The organism is Sphingomonas sp. Leaf208, assembly GCF_001421415.1.
Lineage (GTDB): Bacteria > Pseudomonadota > Alphaproteobacteria > Sphingomonadales > Sphingomonadaceae > Sphingomonas.
Window position 1 is genome coordinate 18466 of sequence record NZ_LMKH01000034.1, and the last position, 15431, is coordinate 33896.

Consider the following 15431-nt stretch of genomic DNA (forward strand, 5'->3'; position numbering starts at 1 on the left):
TGAGGCTCGGACGGTCCGTCCCAAAGCTCCTCACCCTTCCGTCGCCAAACGGCTCCTCCCTCCCTCTCCCCTGAGGGGAGAGGGACTGCCGCGACAAACTTAGTTCAGCACCACCGTTACCGCGCGACGGTTCGCCGCCCAGCTCTGGTCGTCCGAGCCCATCGCCACCGGGCGCTCCTTGCCGTAGCTGATCGTCGTCATGCGCGACGACGACACGCCCTTGGCCGCCAGATAGTTCTTGGTCGCGTTCGCACGCCGATCGCCCAGCGCGAGGTTGTACTCACGCGTGCCACGCTCGTCGGCATGGCCTTCGATCGTGATGCGCTGGTTCGGGAACTTGGCCAGCCACTGCGCCTGGCTATCTAGGATCGCGCGCGCGGTCGGATCGATGTCGTACATGTCGAGCCCGAAGTTCACCGTGTTCGAGCTCACCGAGCGCTGGAAGTCGGCATCCGACCCCGGCACGATCGCCCCGCCGACATTGCCGTTGTTCATCCCCGCATTGGGATCGACCGCAGCATTGTTGTCGACCGGTGCGGGCGGCAGCACCTCGGGACGCTTCTTCGCACAGCCGGCGACGGCGATCAGCGCGGTACACGCAAGCAAGATGTTGGAAAGCTTCGACATAGATAGTCTCCCGTAGAAAATCACGTTTCCCCGTTATGCCCCCATAGCAGGTTTAGGGCCGCAAGGGGCCCCATGCCGGATCCGAGCCGTCGAGCGGCGTCGGGATTTTCCGCTCGTTCACGCCGGTCAAGTCGACCGACCAGAGTTCCGCCTTGCCGCCGCTGCCGCGTCCCGAGCGATAGAAGTTGATCACGCGACCGTTCGGCGACCAGCTCGGACCCTCGTCCTGCCAGTCGTTGGTCAGCAATTTCTCGCCGCCGCCGCTCGGGCTCATGATGCCGATCCGGAAGCCGCCGCCGAGCTTGGTGAACGCGATCAGGTCGCCACGCGGGCTCCACACCGGCGTCGCATAACGCCCGCCGCCGAAGCTGATCCGCTGCTGGTTCGATCCGTCGGCGTTCATCACATAGATCTGCTGGCCGCCCGACCTATCGCTCTCGAACACGATCTTCGAGCCGTCGGGCGAATATGACCCGCCGGTATCGATCCCCGGCGAGTTAGTCAGCCGCTGCGGCGTGCCACCCTGCGCCGACACGCGGTACACGTCGGTGTTCCCGCCCTGCGCCATCGAGAACAGGATGTTGCGCCCGTCCGGCGAGAAGCGCGGCGCAAACGTCAGGTTCGCGTTCGCGACCACCAGCCGCTGCTTACCCGAGCCGATGTCGTAGACATAGATCGCCGGGCGATTGTTGAGATAGCTCATATAGACGATCGACTGCTGGTTCGGCGCGAACCGCGGCGTCAGCACGATCGACTGGCCGTTGGTCAGGAAGCGGTGATTGGCGCCGTCCTGATCCATGATCGCAAGCCGCTTGATGCGGCGCCCCTTGGGTCCGGTCTCCGACACGTAGACGACGCGGCTGTCGAAATAGGCACCCTCGCCGGTCAGTCGGGTATAGACCATGTCGGCGCACTTGTGCCCTGCGCGACGCCAGTCCGATGGCGGTACGACGAACCCGGTTCGGGTCAGTTCGGCCTTCGACGATACGTCGTACAGGTAGCAGCCGACGGTCAGGTTGCCGTCGCCGTTGGCGCGGATGAAGCCCTGCACCAGCGCCTGCGCGCCGGTACTGCCCCAGTAATCGAACCCGGGCGCGGTGACTTCGGGAAAGGTGATGGGGCGGAGCTGACCCGGCGACAGCGGCGTGAACAGCCCCGAGTTGCGCAGATCGTTGGTGACGATGTCGGCGAGCTGGCGACCGAGCACGTCGGTGGAGCCTGCCGGGGTGGAGACGACGGCGGACGTCGGCATGACGGGGATCGCGATCGGCATCGGCGCGGAGATACCGCCGGTGACGTCGACCACGAGTCCGCCGGATTGATCGCCTGCGGGGGCTGGAGCTGCAGGGTCGGCGGGGGCTTGTTGTGGTGCTGGAGCGGGTGCGTCCTGTCCATACGCTGCACTGCCGAAGACGAACGCGAGCAGGCCAACCGAAGCCAGAATCGATCGAGCCGTACGCCCACCCAACACCACCCCGGCGAAGGCCGGGGCCCAGTTGGGGGACGTCGCAGAAGAAACGCTGCGCATCGTTACATCGACCTTCCCAACTGGGCCTCGGCCTCCGCCGGGGTGGCGGTCAGGCTGGGCGAGGGAGAACGGTGAAGGGAAAAACCCCAGGATCGATCGAGTCATAACGGACATCCTCAGCCGGGAAGTTTGTAGCGCAGGCTGAAATTGCTCCAGCCGTTCTGCACGTCATACAGGTCGTCGGGCAAACCGCGTAGCGGCGAACATCCGACGAAGGTCGCGATCGCCAGATCGTCGACGCGGTCGACATAGCGCCGGTTGTCGTCGTCGACGCCGGCATGACCGCTGATCGTCGGCCGCGACTTCAGCGTCCCGTCGCGGTTGAGCTTCAGGTTGATCGTCACGCGGATCCGCTCGGCGCCCGGCCCCGGCGTGACCTGGCGGTTGGCGCAAGGCTGCACCTGCCGCAAGATCGCCGAGCCGATATTCGCCGCCGCCTGTGCGCCAAGCTTGGCGGCCTTGGGCGCTTCCGACTTGCTCGGCGACGGATCGGCCGACAGCCCCTTGAGGAAATTGTCGCCGAGCCGCGACCCGCGAGGCCGCGACACCTTCGCCTCGGCGGTCGAGCCGCTGCCCTTGGTCGAGGACGGTTTCGCAGGCTTGGCCGACGACGCGGAGGACGTCTTGCCCGACGTGGACGAGGTCTTGGCCGGCGCGGCGCTAGGTTTGGCCGCAGCCTTGGTCGGTGCGGCCTTCGCGGGCGCGGCCTTGGCGGGTGGCGCCTTCTCGGGCTTGGGTTGTGGCTTCACGACGGGCTTAGGGACCGGCGCGGGCTTGGCGACGGGTTTTGGCGGCGCGGGCTTGGGTTTGGGCTGAGGCTTCGGCTCGGGTGCCGGCTGCGGTTTGGGCGCAGGTTTCGGTGGTGCGGGCTTGGGCTGCGGCGCAGGCGGCACGGGATCGGGCTTCGGCTCGGGCTCGGCCTCTTCCGGAGCAGGCGGCGCGGCATCCTCGGGCGCACCTTCGTCCGGCGCGACCGACTCGGCCGGCGTCTCCACCGATTGCGGCGCGGTCGCTTCCAGCGCGACGTCGGGCACGAGGCTCACGTCGATCGGCTGCTGCTCGATCTTCTTCGGCAGTTCGGGCGCACCGAGAAAGCCGAGCGACAGCGCGCCGAACAGCAGGACGTGCCCGACGACCGCGACGCCAAGGCCGATCTTCTCCGAACGGTCCATCAGCCAGCCATCAGTTCTGGTTACCCTCGACGGTCACCAGCGCGACGCGGTTCAGCCCGGCGCGGTTGAGTTCGCCCATCACGCGCATCACGCGGCCATAATCGAGCTTCCGGTCCGCGCGCAGCAGCACCTGCGGTTCGTCGCCGACCGCTCGGCTGGCGGCGATCGCGGCCAACCGAACCGGCAGCGCATCGTCGGTCACCTGATCCTTGTCGATGAACAGTGCGCCTGTCCCGTCCATCGAGATCTCGACCGGCTTCTGCTCCTGGTCGAGCGCTTTCGCGCGCGCGTCGGGGAGGTTCACCGGTACGCCCGCGGTCATCAGCGGCGCGGTCACCATGAAGATGATCAGCAGCACCAGCATCACGTCGACCAGCGGCGTGACGTTGATATCCGCCATCGGCGCGCGGCGGCCGCGGCCACGGGAAGAAGGGAGATTCATCGCCACTCTACTCCCCTCCCGCTCGCGGGAGGGGTCGGGGGAGGGCAGCGCCGCGAATGCTGCTGTCGGAGGAGAAGGTAGAAGCCCCTCCCCTGACCCCTCCCGCAAGCGGAAGGGGGAATAAGAAGGACCATCATCGCGACCCGTCCAGCTGGCGGCTCAAGGTCGTGTGGAAACCGTCGGCGAAGCGGTTGAGGCTCGCCTCGATCCGGTTGATGCCGTGCGAGAACCGGTTGTACGCGATCACCGCGGGGATCGCCGCAAACAACCCGATCGCGGTTGCGAACAGTGCCTCCGCGATTCCCGGCGCCACCACCGCGAGCGACGTGTTCTGCGCTGCCGCAATGCTCGTGAAGCTCCGCATGATGCCCCAGACCGTCCCGAACAGCCCGACGAACGGCGCGACCGATCCTACCGTCGCCAGCACGTTCAGCCGGTCCGACAGCTTATCGATCTCGCCCGCGACTGCTGCGCCCATCGTCGTCGCCAGCCGCTCGCGCGTGCCGCTCTTGTCGATCGTGCCGCCCGCGGTCGAGCGCCGCCACTCGGTCACGCCGGCCGCGAACACGCGCGCCGACGGTAGGTCGTTCTCGCCCTCCGCCTTGTAGAAGACGTCGATATCCTCGGCCTTCCAGAAATCGCGCTCGAACCGCGTCATGCCCTTGCGCGTCTTGCCGATACGGCGCCAGAACGCGACGATCAGCGCCCAGGTCCAGATGCTGGCGAGCAGCAGCCCGATCATCACGCCCTTCACCACCCAGTCGGCCTGAAGGAACAAGTGGATTGGCGACAGCGTCGCGCTATCCATAGTCAACACCGGATTCATGCTTCCCCCTGCCAGACAAGGCGTTCGTAGATATCGATCCAGGCGCGCGGCTGGCGGCGTGGGCGGCCATTGGGAGCGACCAATGCCGCCACCACGTCCGCCTCGGCCAAGACAAGCCCGTCGCGCATGACCCTTTGATGAATGGTGACCCCGGCCGAGCGGACACGGCGTATCCGCGAGACGACCAGCAAGGCGTCGTCGAGCTTCGCCGGCGCGGCGTAGCGGATGGCGACGCTGGCGATTGCGTAGGAGCCCTCGCCCGCCTCGAACGTCGCGCGCTGGTCGATCCCGCCGACCCTCAGCATGTCCGACCGCGCGCGTTCCATGTAGCGCAGATAATTGGCGTGATAGACCGCACCCGACAGATCGGTGTCCTCGAAATAGACGCGCACCGGAAACCGGTGCTCGCGCCCTTCGAAGCGGCCTTCCGCCGGACGATCTGAAACCTCAGCCATTCCGGCGGCTGTTAACCCAGTCTTTGCAGGTAAGCCAAGCTTTGCCTTCACCATGTCGGCACTGGCCGGGGGCTGGCGAGCGGCGTACGCTGGCAGGGTTCAACGCAGGAGACTCGCATGGCCGATCGTCCCACCGGCGGAATCACACCGTTCCTCGTCATCCGCGACCAGCGAGGACGCGAGGCGCTCGCGTTCTACGAGGCTGCGTTTGCCGCGACCCTCGTCGAGACGAACTTCGCAGACGACGGCGTTCGGCTGATGCAGGCCAGCTTGCGAATCAACGACGCCTGGCTGATGCTGTCCGACGAGTTTCCCGAATGGCGTGGTCATGCCGAGCCCGAACCCGCCGGCATAACCTTGCATCTCAGGGTCGACGACACCGACGCCTGGGTAGATCGTGCGGTGACGGCGGGAGCGGTCGTGACGATGCCCATCGCCGACCAGTTCTGGGGTGATCGCTACGGCCAGGTGCGCGATCCGTTCGGCCATAGCTGGTCGGTCGGATCGCCCATCAAGGCCTGATCAGCTTATTGGAAGACGCTGGGATCCAGCTTCAGGCGCGGCTGAGCGGGCGGAACCGGCTGCGAGATCGGCTGGAGCCGCGCCTGCGTGACCGTCTGCGCAGGCATGTTCGACGCATATTGGCGCGAGACGATCAGCTGCGGCTGGACCGGACGCACGGTGCGACCGCGCCACGCGTCGACCGCACGGTAGAAATCGGTGAACGGCCGCTCTAGCACGGGGAGATTCTGTGCAGCGAAAGCAGGCAATGCCTCGGCCGTCAGCCCGGCGCTCTGCGCGAGAACCGTCTGCGCCGCGGCGCAGAAGTCATCGCGTGCGGGCGATTGCGAGAAGAAGTTGTACAGCCGCGTCATCGAATCGTCGTAGCGATCCTGCCAGTCGCCGCCGCCCGACTTGTACTCGCTGGCGTAGGTCGCCTCGGCCTTGGCGAGCACCGGCTTCTGCGCCGAAAGCAGCGCGTTGTAGCCCGCGACGATAACGACTTCCTGCGGCCCGCGACATGCCAGTGCGGCGACGTTCAGCGCGGCGCGGAGATGCCAGACCTTGGCGGACGTCGTCAGGTTGCGATTCGGTGTGGGATAGGTGCCGTCGGCCAGCGCGACCGGGATGACGATCGTGGGCGACGCGCCCTTCGGCATCACCGGGGCAGGCACCGGCACCATGATGACGGGCGGCGCGACGGCAGCCACGGTCCGTGGTTTCTGTGCGCAGCCGGCCAGCAGGCCCAGCGCGGTAACGGACAGCAAAGCAAACCGACGACTCATCGCAACCACCTCATGACGTCCCCCGACGGGACACTCTATGCATGGGTTAGGTTAACGAGACGTAAGCCGTACGCGCTTTGCGGCGAATGGAGAGGGGATGAGGTTGGGGGTTCTGGCTGCCTGCGGCTGGGACGTGATGTGGCTTCAACCTCACCCCCCACTCCACCACCCCGGCGGAGGCCGGGGCCCAATTGGAAAGGTCGAGGTAACGGAGCGCGACCTTAGTGAACGACGTCCCCCAATTGGGCCCCGGCCTCCGCCGGGGTGGTACTAGGAAGACGCCCGTGCATCACCACCTGAGCAGAAGACGCCGCCCTCTCAATCCTCCCCCGCCAGGGGGAGGTGGCGCCGCAGGTGACGGAGGGGGAGGACACGGAACAGACGTTTCGCCACCCTCCCCCACCGTCAGGCAAGAGCCTGCCACCTCCCCCTTGCGGGGGAGGATCGAGCGCTAAACCGCACGCGCCTCGAGCGCAGCCGCCGCCTGCGTCATCAATCCGCCGATGATGTCCGCGACCGGTTCCTCGCGCTTGACCATGCCGACCGACTGGCCCGCCATCACCGAGCCATGCTCTACATCGCCGTCGATCACCGCGCGACGCAGCGCACCCGCCCAGTAATGCTCGATCTGCAACTGCGCCTCGGCCATTTCCACGCGGCCACCGTCGAGATGCCCGGCAACCTCGCGCTGCTTCGCCGTGAACAGCTCGCTCGACGCGTTCTTCAGCGCGCGGACCGGGATCACCGGAAGCCGCGCATCGATCTGCACGCTGGCGATCGCATCGCGCGCCGACGCCCGGATGAACGCCTTCTTGAAATTGGCATGCGCGATCGATTCGGTCGCGCACACGAACAGCGTGCCGAGCTGGACGCCCGCCGCACCCATGTCGAGATACCCGGCGATCGCCTCGCCGCGACCGATCCCGCCCGCGACGAACACCGGCACCTGCTCGGCGATCTCGGGCAGCATCTCCTGCGCGAGCACGCTGGTCGAAACCGGGCCGATATGGCCGCCGGCCTCCATCCCCTCGATCACCAGCGCATCGACGCCGCTGCGGATCAGCTTCTTCGCCAGCGCCAGCGCCGGCGAGAACGCGATCAGCTTTGCGCCTGTCTCCTTGATCGCCTCGATGCTGCCCTTGGGCGGCAGGCCACCGGCAAGCACGACGTGGCCGACCTTATGCTTGGCGCAGACCGCGATCAGCTCGAACAGGTCGGGGTGCATCGTGATAAGGTTCACGCCGAACGGCTTGGTCGTGAGAGCCCTGGTCGCGGCGATCTCGGTATCGAGCAGCGCGGGCGTCATCGCGCCGCACGCGATCACGCCGAACCCGCCCGCGTTGGAGATCGCCGACACGAGGTGACGCTCGCTCACCCAGGACATCGCGCCGCCGAGAATGGCGACCTCCGACCCGAGGAACGCGGCGCCGCGCGCCATCCGGCGTTGCAGCCGCTCAGTACCGATCGTCATGCATCCATCCCCGTCGTCCCGGCGCCTGCCGGGATCATGTCGTTATCTATCAAGCTCAAGCCGCATCCTCGGCATCGAGCCCATACGCCGTATGCAGCACGCGCACGGCCAGCTCGGTATAATCCTCTTCGATCAGCACGCTGACCTTGATCTCCGACGTCGCGATCGCCTGAATGTTGATGCCGCGCTCGCCGAGCGTCGTGAACATCGTCGAGGCGACGCCCGCATGGCTGCGCATGCCGACGCCAACGACGGACACCTTGGCGACGCGCGTGTCATGGACGATCGTCGCATAGCCGATCGCATCCTTCGCCTTGTCGAGCACGTCAAGCGAGCGCGCCAGATCCGCCGCCGGCACCGTGAAGGTCACGTCCGTGGATCCGGTCGAATGAGCGACGTTCTGCACGATCATGTCGACGTTGATCCCCGCATCCGCGAGCGGCGCGAAGATCGCCGCGACCGAGCCCGGCCGATCGCTGACCTGCGTCAGGGTAATCTTCGCCTCGTTCTTGTCGTGCGCGATGCCGGTGATGAGCTGGCGTTCCATATCGTCGATTTCCTCTTCGCCCACGATCAACGTGCCGCGGTGACCATCATTGGTGTCGCCATCCTCGAACGAGGACAATACGCGCACACGCACATTCTCTTTCATCGCCAGGCCGACAGACCGCGTCTGCAACACCTTGGCACCGACGCTGGCGAGTTCCAGCATCTCTTCATACGTGACCTTGCTCAGCTTCCGCGCGCGGGGCACGATCCTGGGGTCGGTCGTGTAGACGCCGTCGACGTCGGTATAGATGTCGCAGCGGTCGGCCTTCATCGCCGCCGCCATCGCCACTGCCGACGTATCCGAGCCGCCGCGACCGAGCGTCGTCACGCGCTGGCCGTCCGCGACGCCCTGGAAACCGGGGATCACGGCGACGACGCCGTCCGCGAGGCTGGCGTCGAGCGCGGCCGTGTCGATCTCGCCGATGCGGGCCGATCCATGCGCGTCCGACGTGTTGATCGGCAACTGCCAACCAAGCCAGGACCGCGCCTTGCAGCCGGCCGCCTGCAAAGCGATCGCGAGCAGACCGCTCGTGATCTGCTCGCCCGCCGAGACGACGACGTCATATTCCTTCGCATCGTACAGCGACGACGCCTCGCGGCAGAAGCCGACCAGCCGATCGGTCTCGCCGGCCATCGCGGAAACGACGACGGCGACCTGGTTGCCGGCGTCGACTTCACGCTTCACGCGCGCGGCGACGTTGCGGATACGCTCGATCCCAGCCATCGACGTCCCGCCGAATTTCATCACGATACGGGCCATTGGCAGCGCAAATCCCTTTGGGTCGAAGCGGCGGCCCTGATAGGTAGCGCGCATGATACTGGCAAGCGACACCGTAACGAACGCAACAATCGATCCGCGCGAGGCCGCGCATTTCGGCACCATGGCAAAGGACTGGTGGGATCCGAAGGGCTCGTCCGCCCCGCTCCACAAGCTCAACCCGCCGCGGCTGCGCTATATCCGCGAACAGGTGGATGCGCATTGGGGCGGCGACGGCTCGACCTTCACGCCGCTGGCGGGAAAGACCGCGCTCGACGTCGGTTGCGGCGCGGGGTTGCTGTGTGAGCCGTTGGCGCGGCTCGGCGCAGAGGTTACGGGGATCGACGCGGCGCCGGAGAATATCGCGGTGGCGGAGATCCATGCGGCGCAGAGTAGTCTTGCGATCGACTACCGCGCGGGGGGAGTCGAGGGGCTGGTCGGGCAGTTCGATCTGGTCACCAGCCTCGAGGTAATCGAGCATGTCAGCGACCCTGCCGGCTTCGTGCGCGGTCTCGCGCGGACGTTGGCGGAGGGCGGATTGCTGATTCTTTCGACGCCCAACCGGACGCCGTTGTCGCGGTTGGCGATGATCACCGTGGCGGAGGGCGCTGGCGTCATTCCAAAGGGTACGCATGACTGGAACAAGTTCCTGACGCCCGAGGAACTGACCGCGTTGCTGAAGGACGCGGGGCTGCGGGTGACGGACACGCGGGGGTTGAGCTTCTCGCCCGCAACCGGGTTTGCGCTGAGCGATTCGACAAGCCTCGATTACTTCCTGACCGCGGTAAAAGCCTGACTCGTGCGCGCAGCTACACCACCCCGGCGAAGGCCGGGGCCCAATTGGGAAGGCCGTGGTAACGAACCGCCGCCCTCAGTCATAACCGTCCCCCAATTGGGCCCCGGCCTCCGCCGGGGTGGTAGCAAGCGGGGTGGGGCTGAGTGATGGACCACACCACTCCCCAAAATTGTTCACCCGCGAAGGCGGGTGCCCAGACTGGGCACCCGCCTTCGCGGGTGAACATGCTTTTGGCGTTTGCGGCGCTGGCGATACTCCTCATCGCCCTCACGCTCCTCCGCCCCGTCGACCACGACGAGAGCCAGTACGTCGCCGCCGCCCTCCTCACCGCGCACGGCCTGCTCCCCTACAAAGACTTCGCTTACCTCCAGACCCCGCTCCAACCCTATCTCTTCGCCCCGATCGCTTTGATCGCAGGCGCCTGGACATGGCCAACCCTCCGCATAGCCAACGCCCTCCTCGGCGCAGCCACCATCGCCGCGGTCCACCGCGCCGCCCGCATCGGCGGCGCCAGCACGCGCGCCGCCACCATCGCAACCGCGCTGTTCGCCACCTGCGACATCCTCCTCTTCAGCATCGGCACAGCCCGCAACGACGCGCTCCCCGCGGCCTGCCTCGCGCTGGCCCTCCCCGCGATCGTCCGCACCGCCCGCGACCAGGCAAGCCGCCGCGACGCGATCCTGATCGGTGCGTTGCTCGCCGCCGCCGCGACAGCAAAAATCTCCTATGCCCTCCCCGCACTCACCTACGGCGTCTGGACGCTGTTCAGCCGCAACCGACGCCCGTGGTGGACATTGCTAGGCGCAATGCCGTTCGCGCTCTTCACCCTGGCGCTGTTCGCCGCATCGCCGGAAGGCTTCCTGTTCGGCGTGCTCACCTTTCCCGGCCAGGCACCAACCGAATGGTACCAGTCCCGCCCCTGGAAGCTGTCGAACGCGGCCAAGATCATCGACACGCTCAAGTTCCTGGCACTGGGCTCAGCCCTGCTCGCGATCGTCGCCACCGCGGGCAGACGCCATCGCTGGCACCTTATCCTCGACCTGCTGATCCTCGCCGGCCTGATCGCCGCGCTCGCACCGGTGCCGACGTGGCGGCAATATCTGCTGCCAATGCTGCCGGCGCTATTCGTGCGTCTCGCGCTAGTCTGGCACGCGCACCCGCCCGGCAAGGCCATGCGGATCGCTGCGGTCGTCTTCGCCTGCGCCGGACTCGCCCCAACCGTCGAGGCCGTCGCGAGCGGCGGCATCCCGATGCTCGATGCGATGCGAGACGCCGCCGTGGTACGCGAGATCCTGGACCGCGAACACGTCGCCGGCCCGGTTGCGACGCTCTCCCCGCAATTCCTCCCCGGCCGAGCGATCGACCCGCGCTTCGCCACCGGCCCCTTCTATTTCCGCAGCACCGCGTTGCTCGACGCGCGTCAGGAGTACGCCCTCCACCTCGTATCGCAGGCCCGGACGCATCTCCTCGACTATCCGTCCGCCATCCTCACCGACGGTGAAGGCGCCTGGAGTAGCGGTGATGATCAGATTGATGCAGTCCTGGCTGCCTACGCCCGAAGCCACGGCTATCGCCCAGTCCCCGTCCCCGGGACCCGCTTCACCCTGTACGTCGCACGCCGTGCTTCGCCGCGACCAGCCCCGCATAATAGTCCATGAGCTCCACCGCATGCTCGCGGTCGCTGCGCACATGCCGCGCCGCCACCGCCGCCGCCCGCCGCAACAACGCCGGATCGCGCGCGAACAACCGCCCGATCGCCGCCGCCGCACTCTCCGCGTCGCGCGCCGCGTAAAGCTCGCTCGCGTGGCGGTCGGCGACCTCCGCGCACCCACCCGTATCCGGCACGATCAGCGGCAGGCCCGACGCCATCGCCTCCGACGCGACCAGCCCGAACGGCTCCGCCTCCGACCCGTGGATCAGCGCATCGCAACTCGCCATGATCCGCGCGAGTCGCTCGCGGTCATACACCGGCGCGAACATCCGAATATGCGGCGAGCCGCCAATCCGGCGCTGGATCGCCTTCGTCTGCGCACCCGCACCGATCAGGACCAGCCCGACCGGCAAAGTCGCCCCCGCCCGGGCCACCGCATCGACCACCAGCGGCCAGCGCTTCTCGCCGTGGTGCCGCCCGAGCCCGAGCAGCAGCATGCCGTCCTCGGGCAACCCGCACTGCCGCAGCAACGCCGCGCGCAACCGGGTATCGCGCAGGTCCGGCGAGAAATGCCCGCGCTCGATCCCCAGCGGCATCGCCGCATCGATCCGTAGCCCGCGCGCGCGCAACCTTTTCTCCAGCGCCGGGCCGTTGGTGACGACGACATCGTATTTCTCGAGGAAGCGCCGCATGTACCGGCTGTACCAGGCGAACCCGCGCTCGATCTGGTCATGGCTCGCGACGCCCGCGAACCAACGCTGCGCATACGCCGCGATATTGTCGTTGTGCATGAAGAAGGACTTCACCGCGCGCCCCTGCCAGTCGCCGACGAACCACGCCGGGCGCCACGGCGAGCAGCATTCGACCACGTCCGGATCGAGATCGTCGAGCACGCGGTGGATCGCGCCCTCGTCCCAGAACAACCCGTAGTTGCGATCGAACGGCATCCCCGGCGATTTGAGATAGAGGATCCGCCCGCCGCCCAGCCGCTCCTCGACGCGGTCTTCCTTGCCCGGCGCGACGACGATGAGTTCATGACCCATGTCCGCCATGATGCCCATCTTCCGGTCGACATAGGTCCGCACGCCGCCGCCGGTCGGCGAGTAGAACTCGTTGACGTCGACCACTCTCATGGCGTCACGGGCCCGAACCCACCAAGCCCGCGCAGATACTGTACGGTGATCCGCACCGTCGTCACGCCCGCGCCGACCTCGACCAGCGCCTGCTCGACCTTGGGCCGCGACCGCCCGAGCCTCGCGTTGCTCGCGAACCCGGCGCCATCTGTCCAGAAGCTGAACTTGTTCTTTCCGTCGCGATTATGCGTCAGCAACAGCGCATAGCGGCCCGGCCGCGGCCCCCGGATGCACAGCATCGGCGCCCCGTTCGGCGGCGTCGGCACCACCACCCGCCGAAACGTCTTTCCCGCCGCGATCAGCACGTGGTCATCCTTGAGAAAGCCCGCCTCGTCATCAGGATAGAGTTCGAGCTTCAACTCGCCCGTACGATCCTTCAACCCGGTGACCTCCACCGCGATCGCCGGCCCCTCGCCCGGTCGACACGCCGCTGCATCGCTACCGAGCACCTGCGCCCCGGCCGGCCCTGCAAACGCAGCAATCGCGACCAGCGCGACACAGGCGCGGATCACGCGCGCAACCGGGTGAGCCCGGCGTGAATGCCGAACAGGAGGATCAGCGCGACATGCACCAGCAGCGTCAGCGCGGCGGTAAACGCGATCAACTCCGACAGCGCCTGGTCCTGCCCGATCAACAGGATCGCGGCGTTGGCGAACAGCAGGTCCTTGTTCGGCACCAGTGGCAGGCGCGATACCAACAGGCGCCCGGCGGCAAGGAACAGCCACATCCCCACGGGCACGCCCGGCAACGCGAAATGCCACGCGAATGCGATCAGCACCGATCCGCACAGCAACCGGATGCAGTGGATCCCGAACACCCACCAAAGCTTCGCGCGCGGCAACGAGAATACCCGGCGCGAGAAGATCAGGAACGGCAGCGAGATCGCCAGCGTCACGCCCGCCGACGCGAGCACGGTGCGGAACTGGTCGTGCGTCAGCAGATGCCGGCCAAGCGGCAACGCGATCGCCACCAGCAGCAGCGTCACCGCATTGCCCGCGATCGCCGACAGGATCGACACGTCCTTCACCGCACCGAACGGCGACGCCACCATCCGCGCCTTGGCCCGCGCCCAGGCATAGAAATACGCGTCGCCGGAGTATCCGAACACCACTTCGTTCGCGATCCGCTTCTTGATCAGCGCAACGAGGCCACCGAGCGGAATGCCCCAGAGCCGGCGGAAGATGACGTAATCCCCGGTTGGCGGCGACATGTAGAGCAGGCCGAAGCACAGATAGAAGCGCGGGTCCTGCGGCACCGAGCGCGACAGTCCTGAAAGACCGTGGCCGAGCAACTCGCGTCCCAAGCCGACGATCATCGCCAGCGTCAGCACCGCACCGATGATCGCGGGCCAGCGGCTGCCGAGCGCCTTCAGCGGCTCGAGCCCGGCGCGCGCGATATCCGCATAGCCGTCGCGATCGGCAGTTTTGGTACGGAAGTTCACTCGCCGGTCCTCAAACCATTGTCCTCAAGCCGTTCCGCCGCCCTTGCCCGCCTCCGTCGCGCGGCCTGATAGCCACCCGCCGCCGTGCATGCACGCAAAGTCGGTATCATTCGGTCGCGATCTCCGCTCTACCCATCGCGCAGTATGATGACCCCCATATGTCACTCGTGAGCAAGCCACCGATCGCCCAGCACATTCTGACCTATGCCGAGGATCTGCGCGGCGGCGGGGTCGAGCGCGCGCAACTGCGCCTCGCACGCGGCTGGCTCGCGGCGGGCCGGCGCGTGACGCTGGCGATCGAGGATATTTCCGGGCCGCTGGCGGCGGAACTGCCGGACGGGTTAGAGGTCGTCGCGCCGTCGCGGCTGCTCGCGTTGCCGAATGTCGTGCGACGTCTCGGGCCGGACATCATATTTTGCCCCGGTAATTTCTATACCGGCATCGCGGCATGGACGAGGCTGCGGCTCGGCAGGACGTGCCCGCCGATCGTCGCCAAGATGTCCAACGCCCCCGCGCGCGCCGATCACGGCCGCGTGATGCACGCCGCGCACCAGGTCTGGCTCGCGCGGCACGGCGGGTTCCTCGATCACCTCGTCGCGATGACGCCGGCGACGGCGGACGAGGCGGCGTTGGCGACCCGGATGATCGGGCGGACCAGCGTCATCCCGAACCCACCAGCGGTGCCGATCCCCAGTGCGCTGCCCGACCTGCCACCGCGCTTCATTCTCGGCGTGGGTCGACTCGAACCGCAGAAACGCTGGGACCGTCTGATCGCCGCACTGCCGCTGCTGGCGGACCAGACGATACCGCTCGTCATTCTCGGCGAGGGGAGCGAGCGGGGGGCGATCGAGGCGCAAATCCACGCGCTCAGCTTGGGGAAGCGCGTTTTCCTGCTCGGCCACAGCAGCGATCCGCTCCCGGTCATGACCCGCGCCGCGGTACTGGTGCTGACGTCGGATTACGAAGGCGTACCGGGAGTTTTGCGAGAGGCAGTGTCGGTCGGAACGCCGGTGATATCGACCGACTCGAGCGCGGCGGTCGCGGAGATTATCGATCGGCCAAAGAGTGGGACGATGATTGCTAGGGACGACGCTGCTGCATTGGTTGGAGCGCTGGATGCGTGGCTAGAGCCAACTCGGCAGCGACCCGAACCAGTCCCCCAACCGGGTGCGGACTCAGCCAACCGCTACCTCGCACTCTTCGACCAACTGGTGAGGCGGTAACTCCCCACTCGATTACCCGCCCCATTGACGTCCCCGGCCCTCACCCCCCGTCATCCCCGCGGACGCGGGGACCC

General features: G+C 67.1%; 16 protein-coding genes. 4 read left to right on the plus strand and 12 right to left on the minus strand.

Features of this window, described 5'->3' with window-relative positions; translation table 11 throughout:
* Positions 1-99: 99 nt before the first annotated feature.
* From pal to ASE69_RS12790, 6 genes are all read right to left on the minus strand, one after another.
* Positions 100-627 carry a peptidoglycan-associated lipoprotein Pal gene (pal, locus tag ASE69_RS12765; RefSeq protein WP_056487232.1) on the minus strand — a complete coding sequence of 176 codons (528 nt, stop codon included), beginning with the start codon at positions 625-627 and terminating at the stop codon, positions 100-102.
* A gap of 52 nt (positions 628-679) precedes the next feature.
* Entirely contained in the window at positions 680-2155 is a 1476-nt protein-coding gene (gene tolB, locus ASE69_RS12770; RefSeq protein WP_082453111.1) for a Tol-Pal system beta propeller repeat protein TolB, read from the minus strand.
* A 116-nt stretch (positions 2156-2271) separates the two neighbouring features.
* Positions 2272-3327 (minus strand): hypothetical protein, encoded by a 1056-nt coding sequence (locus ASE69_RS12775; protein WP_056487234.1) that lies wholly within the window; start codon positions 3325-3327, stop codon positions 2272-2274.
* 10 nt (positions 3328-3337) lie between these two features.
* On the minus strand, positions 3338-3775 hold the full coding sequence (gene tolR, locus ASE69_RS12780) for a protein TolR (RefSeq protein WP_056053220.1): 438 nt from the start codon (positions 3773-3775) through the stop codon (positions 3338-3340).
* A gap of 127 nt (positions 3776-3902) precedes the next feature.
* Positions 3903-4595 carry a protein TolQ gene (tolQ, locus tag ASE69_RS12785; protein WP_056053223.1) on the minus strand — a complete coding sequence of 231 codons (693 nt, stop codon included), beginning with the start codon at positions 4593-4595 and terminating at the stop codon, positions 3903-3905.
* Positions 4592-5050, minus strand: a complete 459-nt coding sequence (locus ASE69_RS12790) for a YbgC/FadM family acyl-CoA thioesterase (protein ID WP_056487236.1) — start codon at positions 5048-5050, stop codon at positions 4592-4594. The genes tolQ and ASE69_RS12790 overlap by 4 nt, the downstream gene beginning before the upstream one ends.
* A gap of 117 nt (positions 5051-5167) precedes the next feature.
* On the opposite strand from ASE69_RS12790, the gene ASE69_RS12795 reads away from it, so the two are divergent.
* Entirely contained in the window at positions 5168-5572 is a 405-nt protein-coding gene (locus tag ASE69_RS12795) for a VOC family protein (protein ID WP_056487238.1), read from the plus strand.
* 5 nt (positions 5573-5577) lie between these two features.
* Here ASE69_RS12795 and ASE69_RS12800 read toward each other — a convergent pair whose 3' ends face one another.
* From ASE69_RS12800 to ASE69_RS12810, 3 genes are all read right to left on the minus strand, one after another.
* Positions 5578-6336 carry a hypothetical protein gene (locus ASE69_RS12800; RefSeq protein WP_056487240.1) on the minus strand — a complete coding sequence of 253 codons (759 nt, stop codon included), beginning with the start codon at positions 6334-6336 and terminating at the stop codon, positions 5578-5580.
* A 451-nt stretch (positions 6337-6787) separates the two neighbouring features.
* Positions 6788-7807: an NAD(P)H-dependent flavin oxidoreductase gene (locus tag ASE69_RS12805; protein ID WP_056487242.1), complete on the minus strand. Its 1020-nt coding sequence runs from the start codon at positions 7805-7807 to the stop codon at positions 6788-6790.
* Positions 7808-7862: 55 nt separating this feature from the next.
* Positions 7863-9116, minus strand: a complete 1254-nt coding sequence (locus ASE69_RS12810) for an aspartate kinase (protein ID WP_056054666.1) — start codon at positions 9114-9116, stop codon at positions 7863-7865.
* A 52-nt stretch (positions 9117-9168) separates the two neighbouring features.
* On the opposite strand from ASE69_RS12810, the gene ubiG reads away from it, so the two are divergent.
* On the plus strand, positions 9169-9909 hold the full coding sequence (gene ubiG / locus ASE69_RS12815) for a bifunctional 2-polyprenyl-6-hydroxyphenol methylase/3-demethylubiquinol 3-O-methyltransferase UbiG (RefSeq protein ID WP_082453112.1): 741 nt from the start codon (positions 9169-9171) through the stop codon (positions 9907-9909).
* 224 nt (positions 9910-10133) lie between these two features.
* Positions 10134-11567: a hypothetical protein gene (locus ASE69_RS12820; RefSeq protein WP_056488248.1), complete on the plus strand. Its 1434-nt coding sequence runs from the start codon at positions 10134-10136 to the stop codon at positions 11565-11567.
* Here ASE69_RS12820 and ASE69_RS12825 read toward each other — a convergent pair.
* From ASE69_RS12825 to ASE69_RS12835, 3 genes are read right to left on the minus strand one after another with little or no spacing between them, the layout of a single operon-like run.
* Positions 11509-12693, minus strand: coding sequence for a glycosyltransferase (locus ASE69_RS12825; protein ID WP_056487244.1), 1185 nt, complete (start codon positions 12691-12693; stop codon positions 11509-11511). The genes ASE69_RS12820 and ASE69_RS12825 overlap by 59 nt on opposite strands.
* Positions 12690-13205 carry a DUF2141 domain-containing protein gene (locus ASE69_RS12830; RefSeq protein WP_056487247.1) on the minus strand — a complete coding sequence of 172 codons (516 nt, stop codon included), beginning with the start codon at positions 13203-13205 and terminating at the stop codon, positions 12690-12692. The genes ASE69_RS12825 and ASE69_RS12830 overlap by 4 nt, the downstream gene beginning before the upstream one ends.
* Entirely contained in the window at positions 13202-14134 is a 933-nt protein-coding gene (locus ASE69_RS12835) for a hypothetical protein (protein WP_056487250.1), read from the minus strand. The genes ASE69_RS12830 and ASE69_RS12835 overlap by 4 nt, the downstream gene beginning before the upstream one ends.
* A 158-nt stretch (positions 14135-14292) precedes the next feature.
* Between ASE69_RS12835 and ASE69_RS12840 the strand changes: the two genes are divergently transcribed.
* Positions 14293-15357, plus strand: coding sequence for a glycosyltransferase (locus ASE69_RS12840; protein WP_056487253.1), 1065 nt, complete (start codon positions 14293-14295; stop codon positions 15355-15357).
* Positions 15358-15431 lie beyond the last annotated feature (74 nt).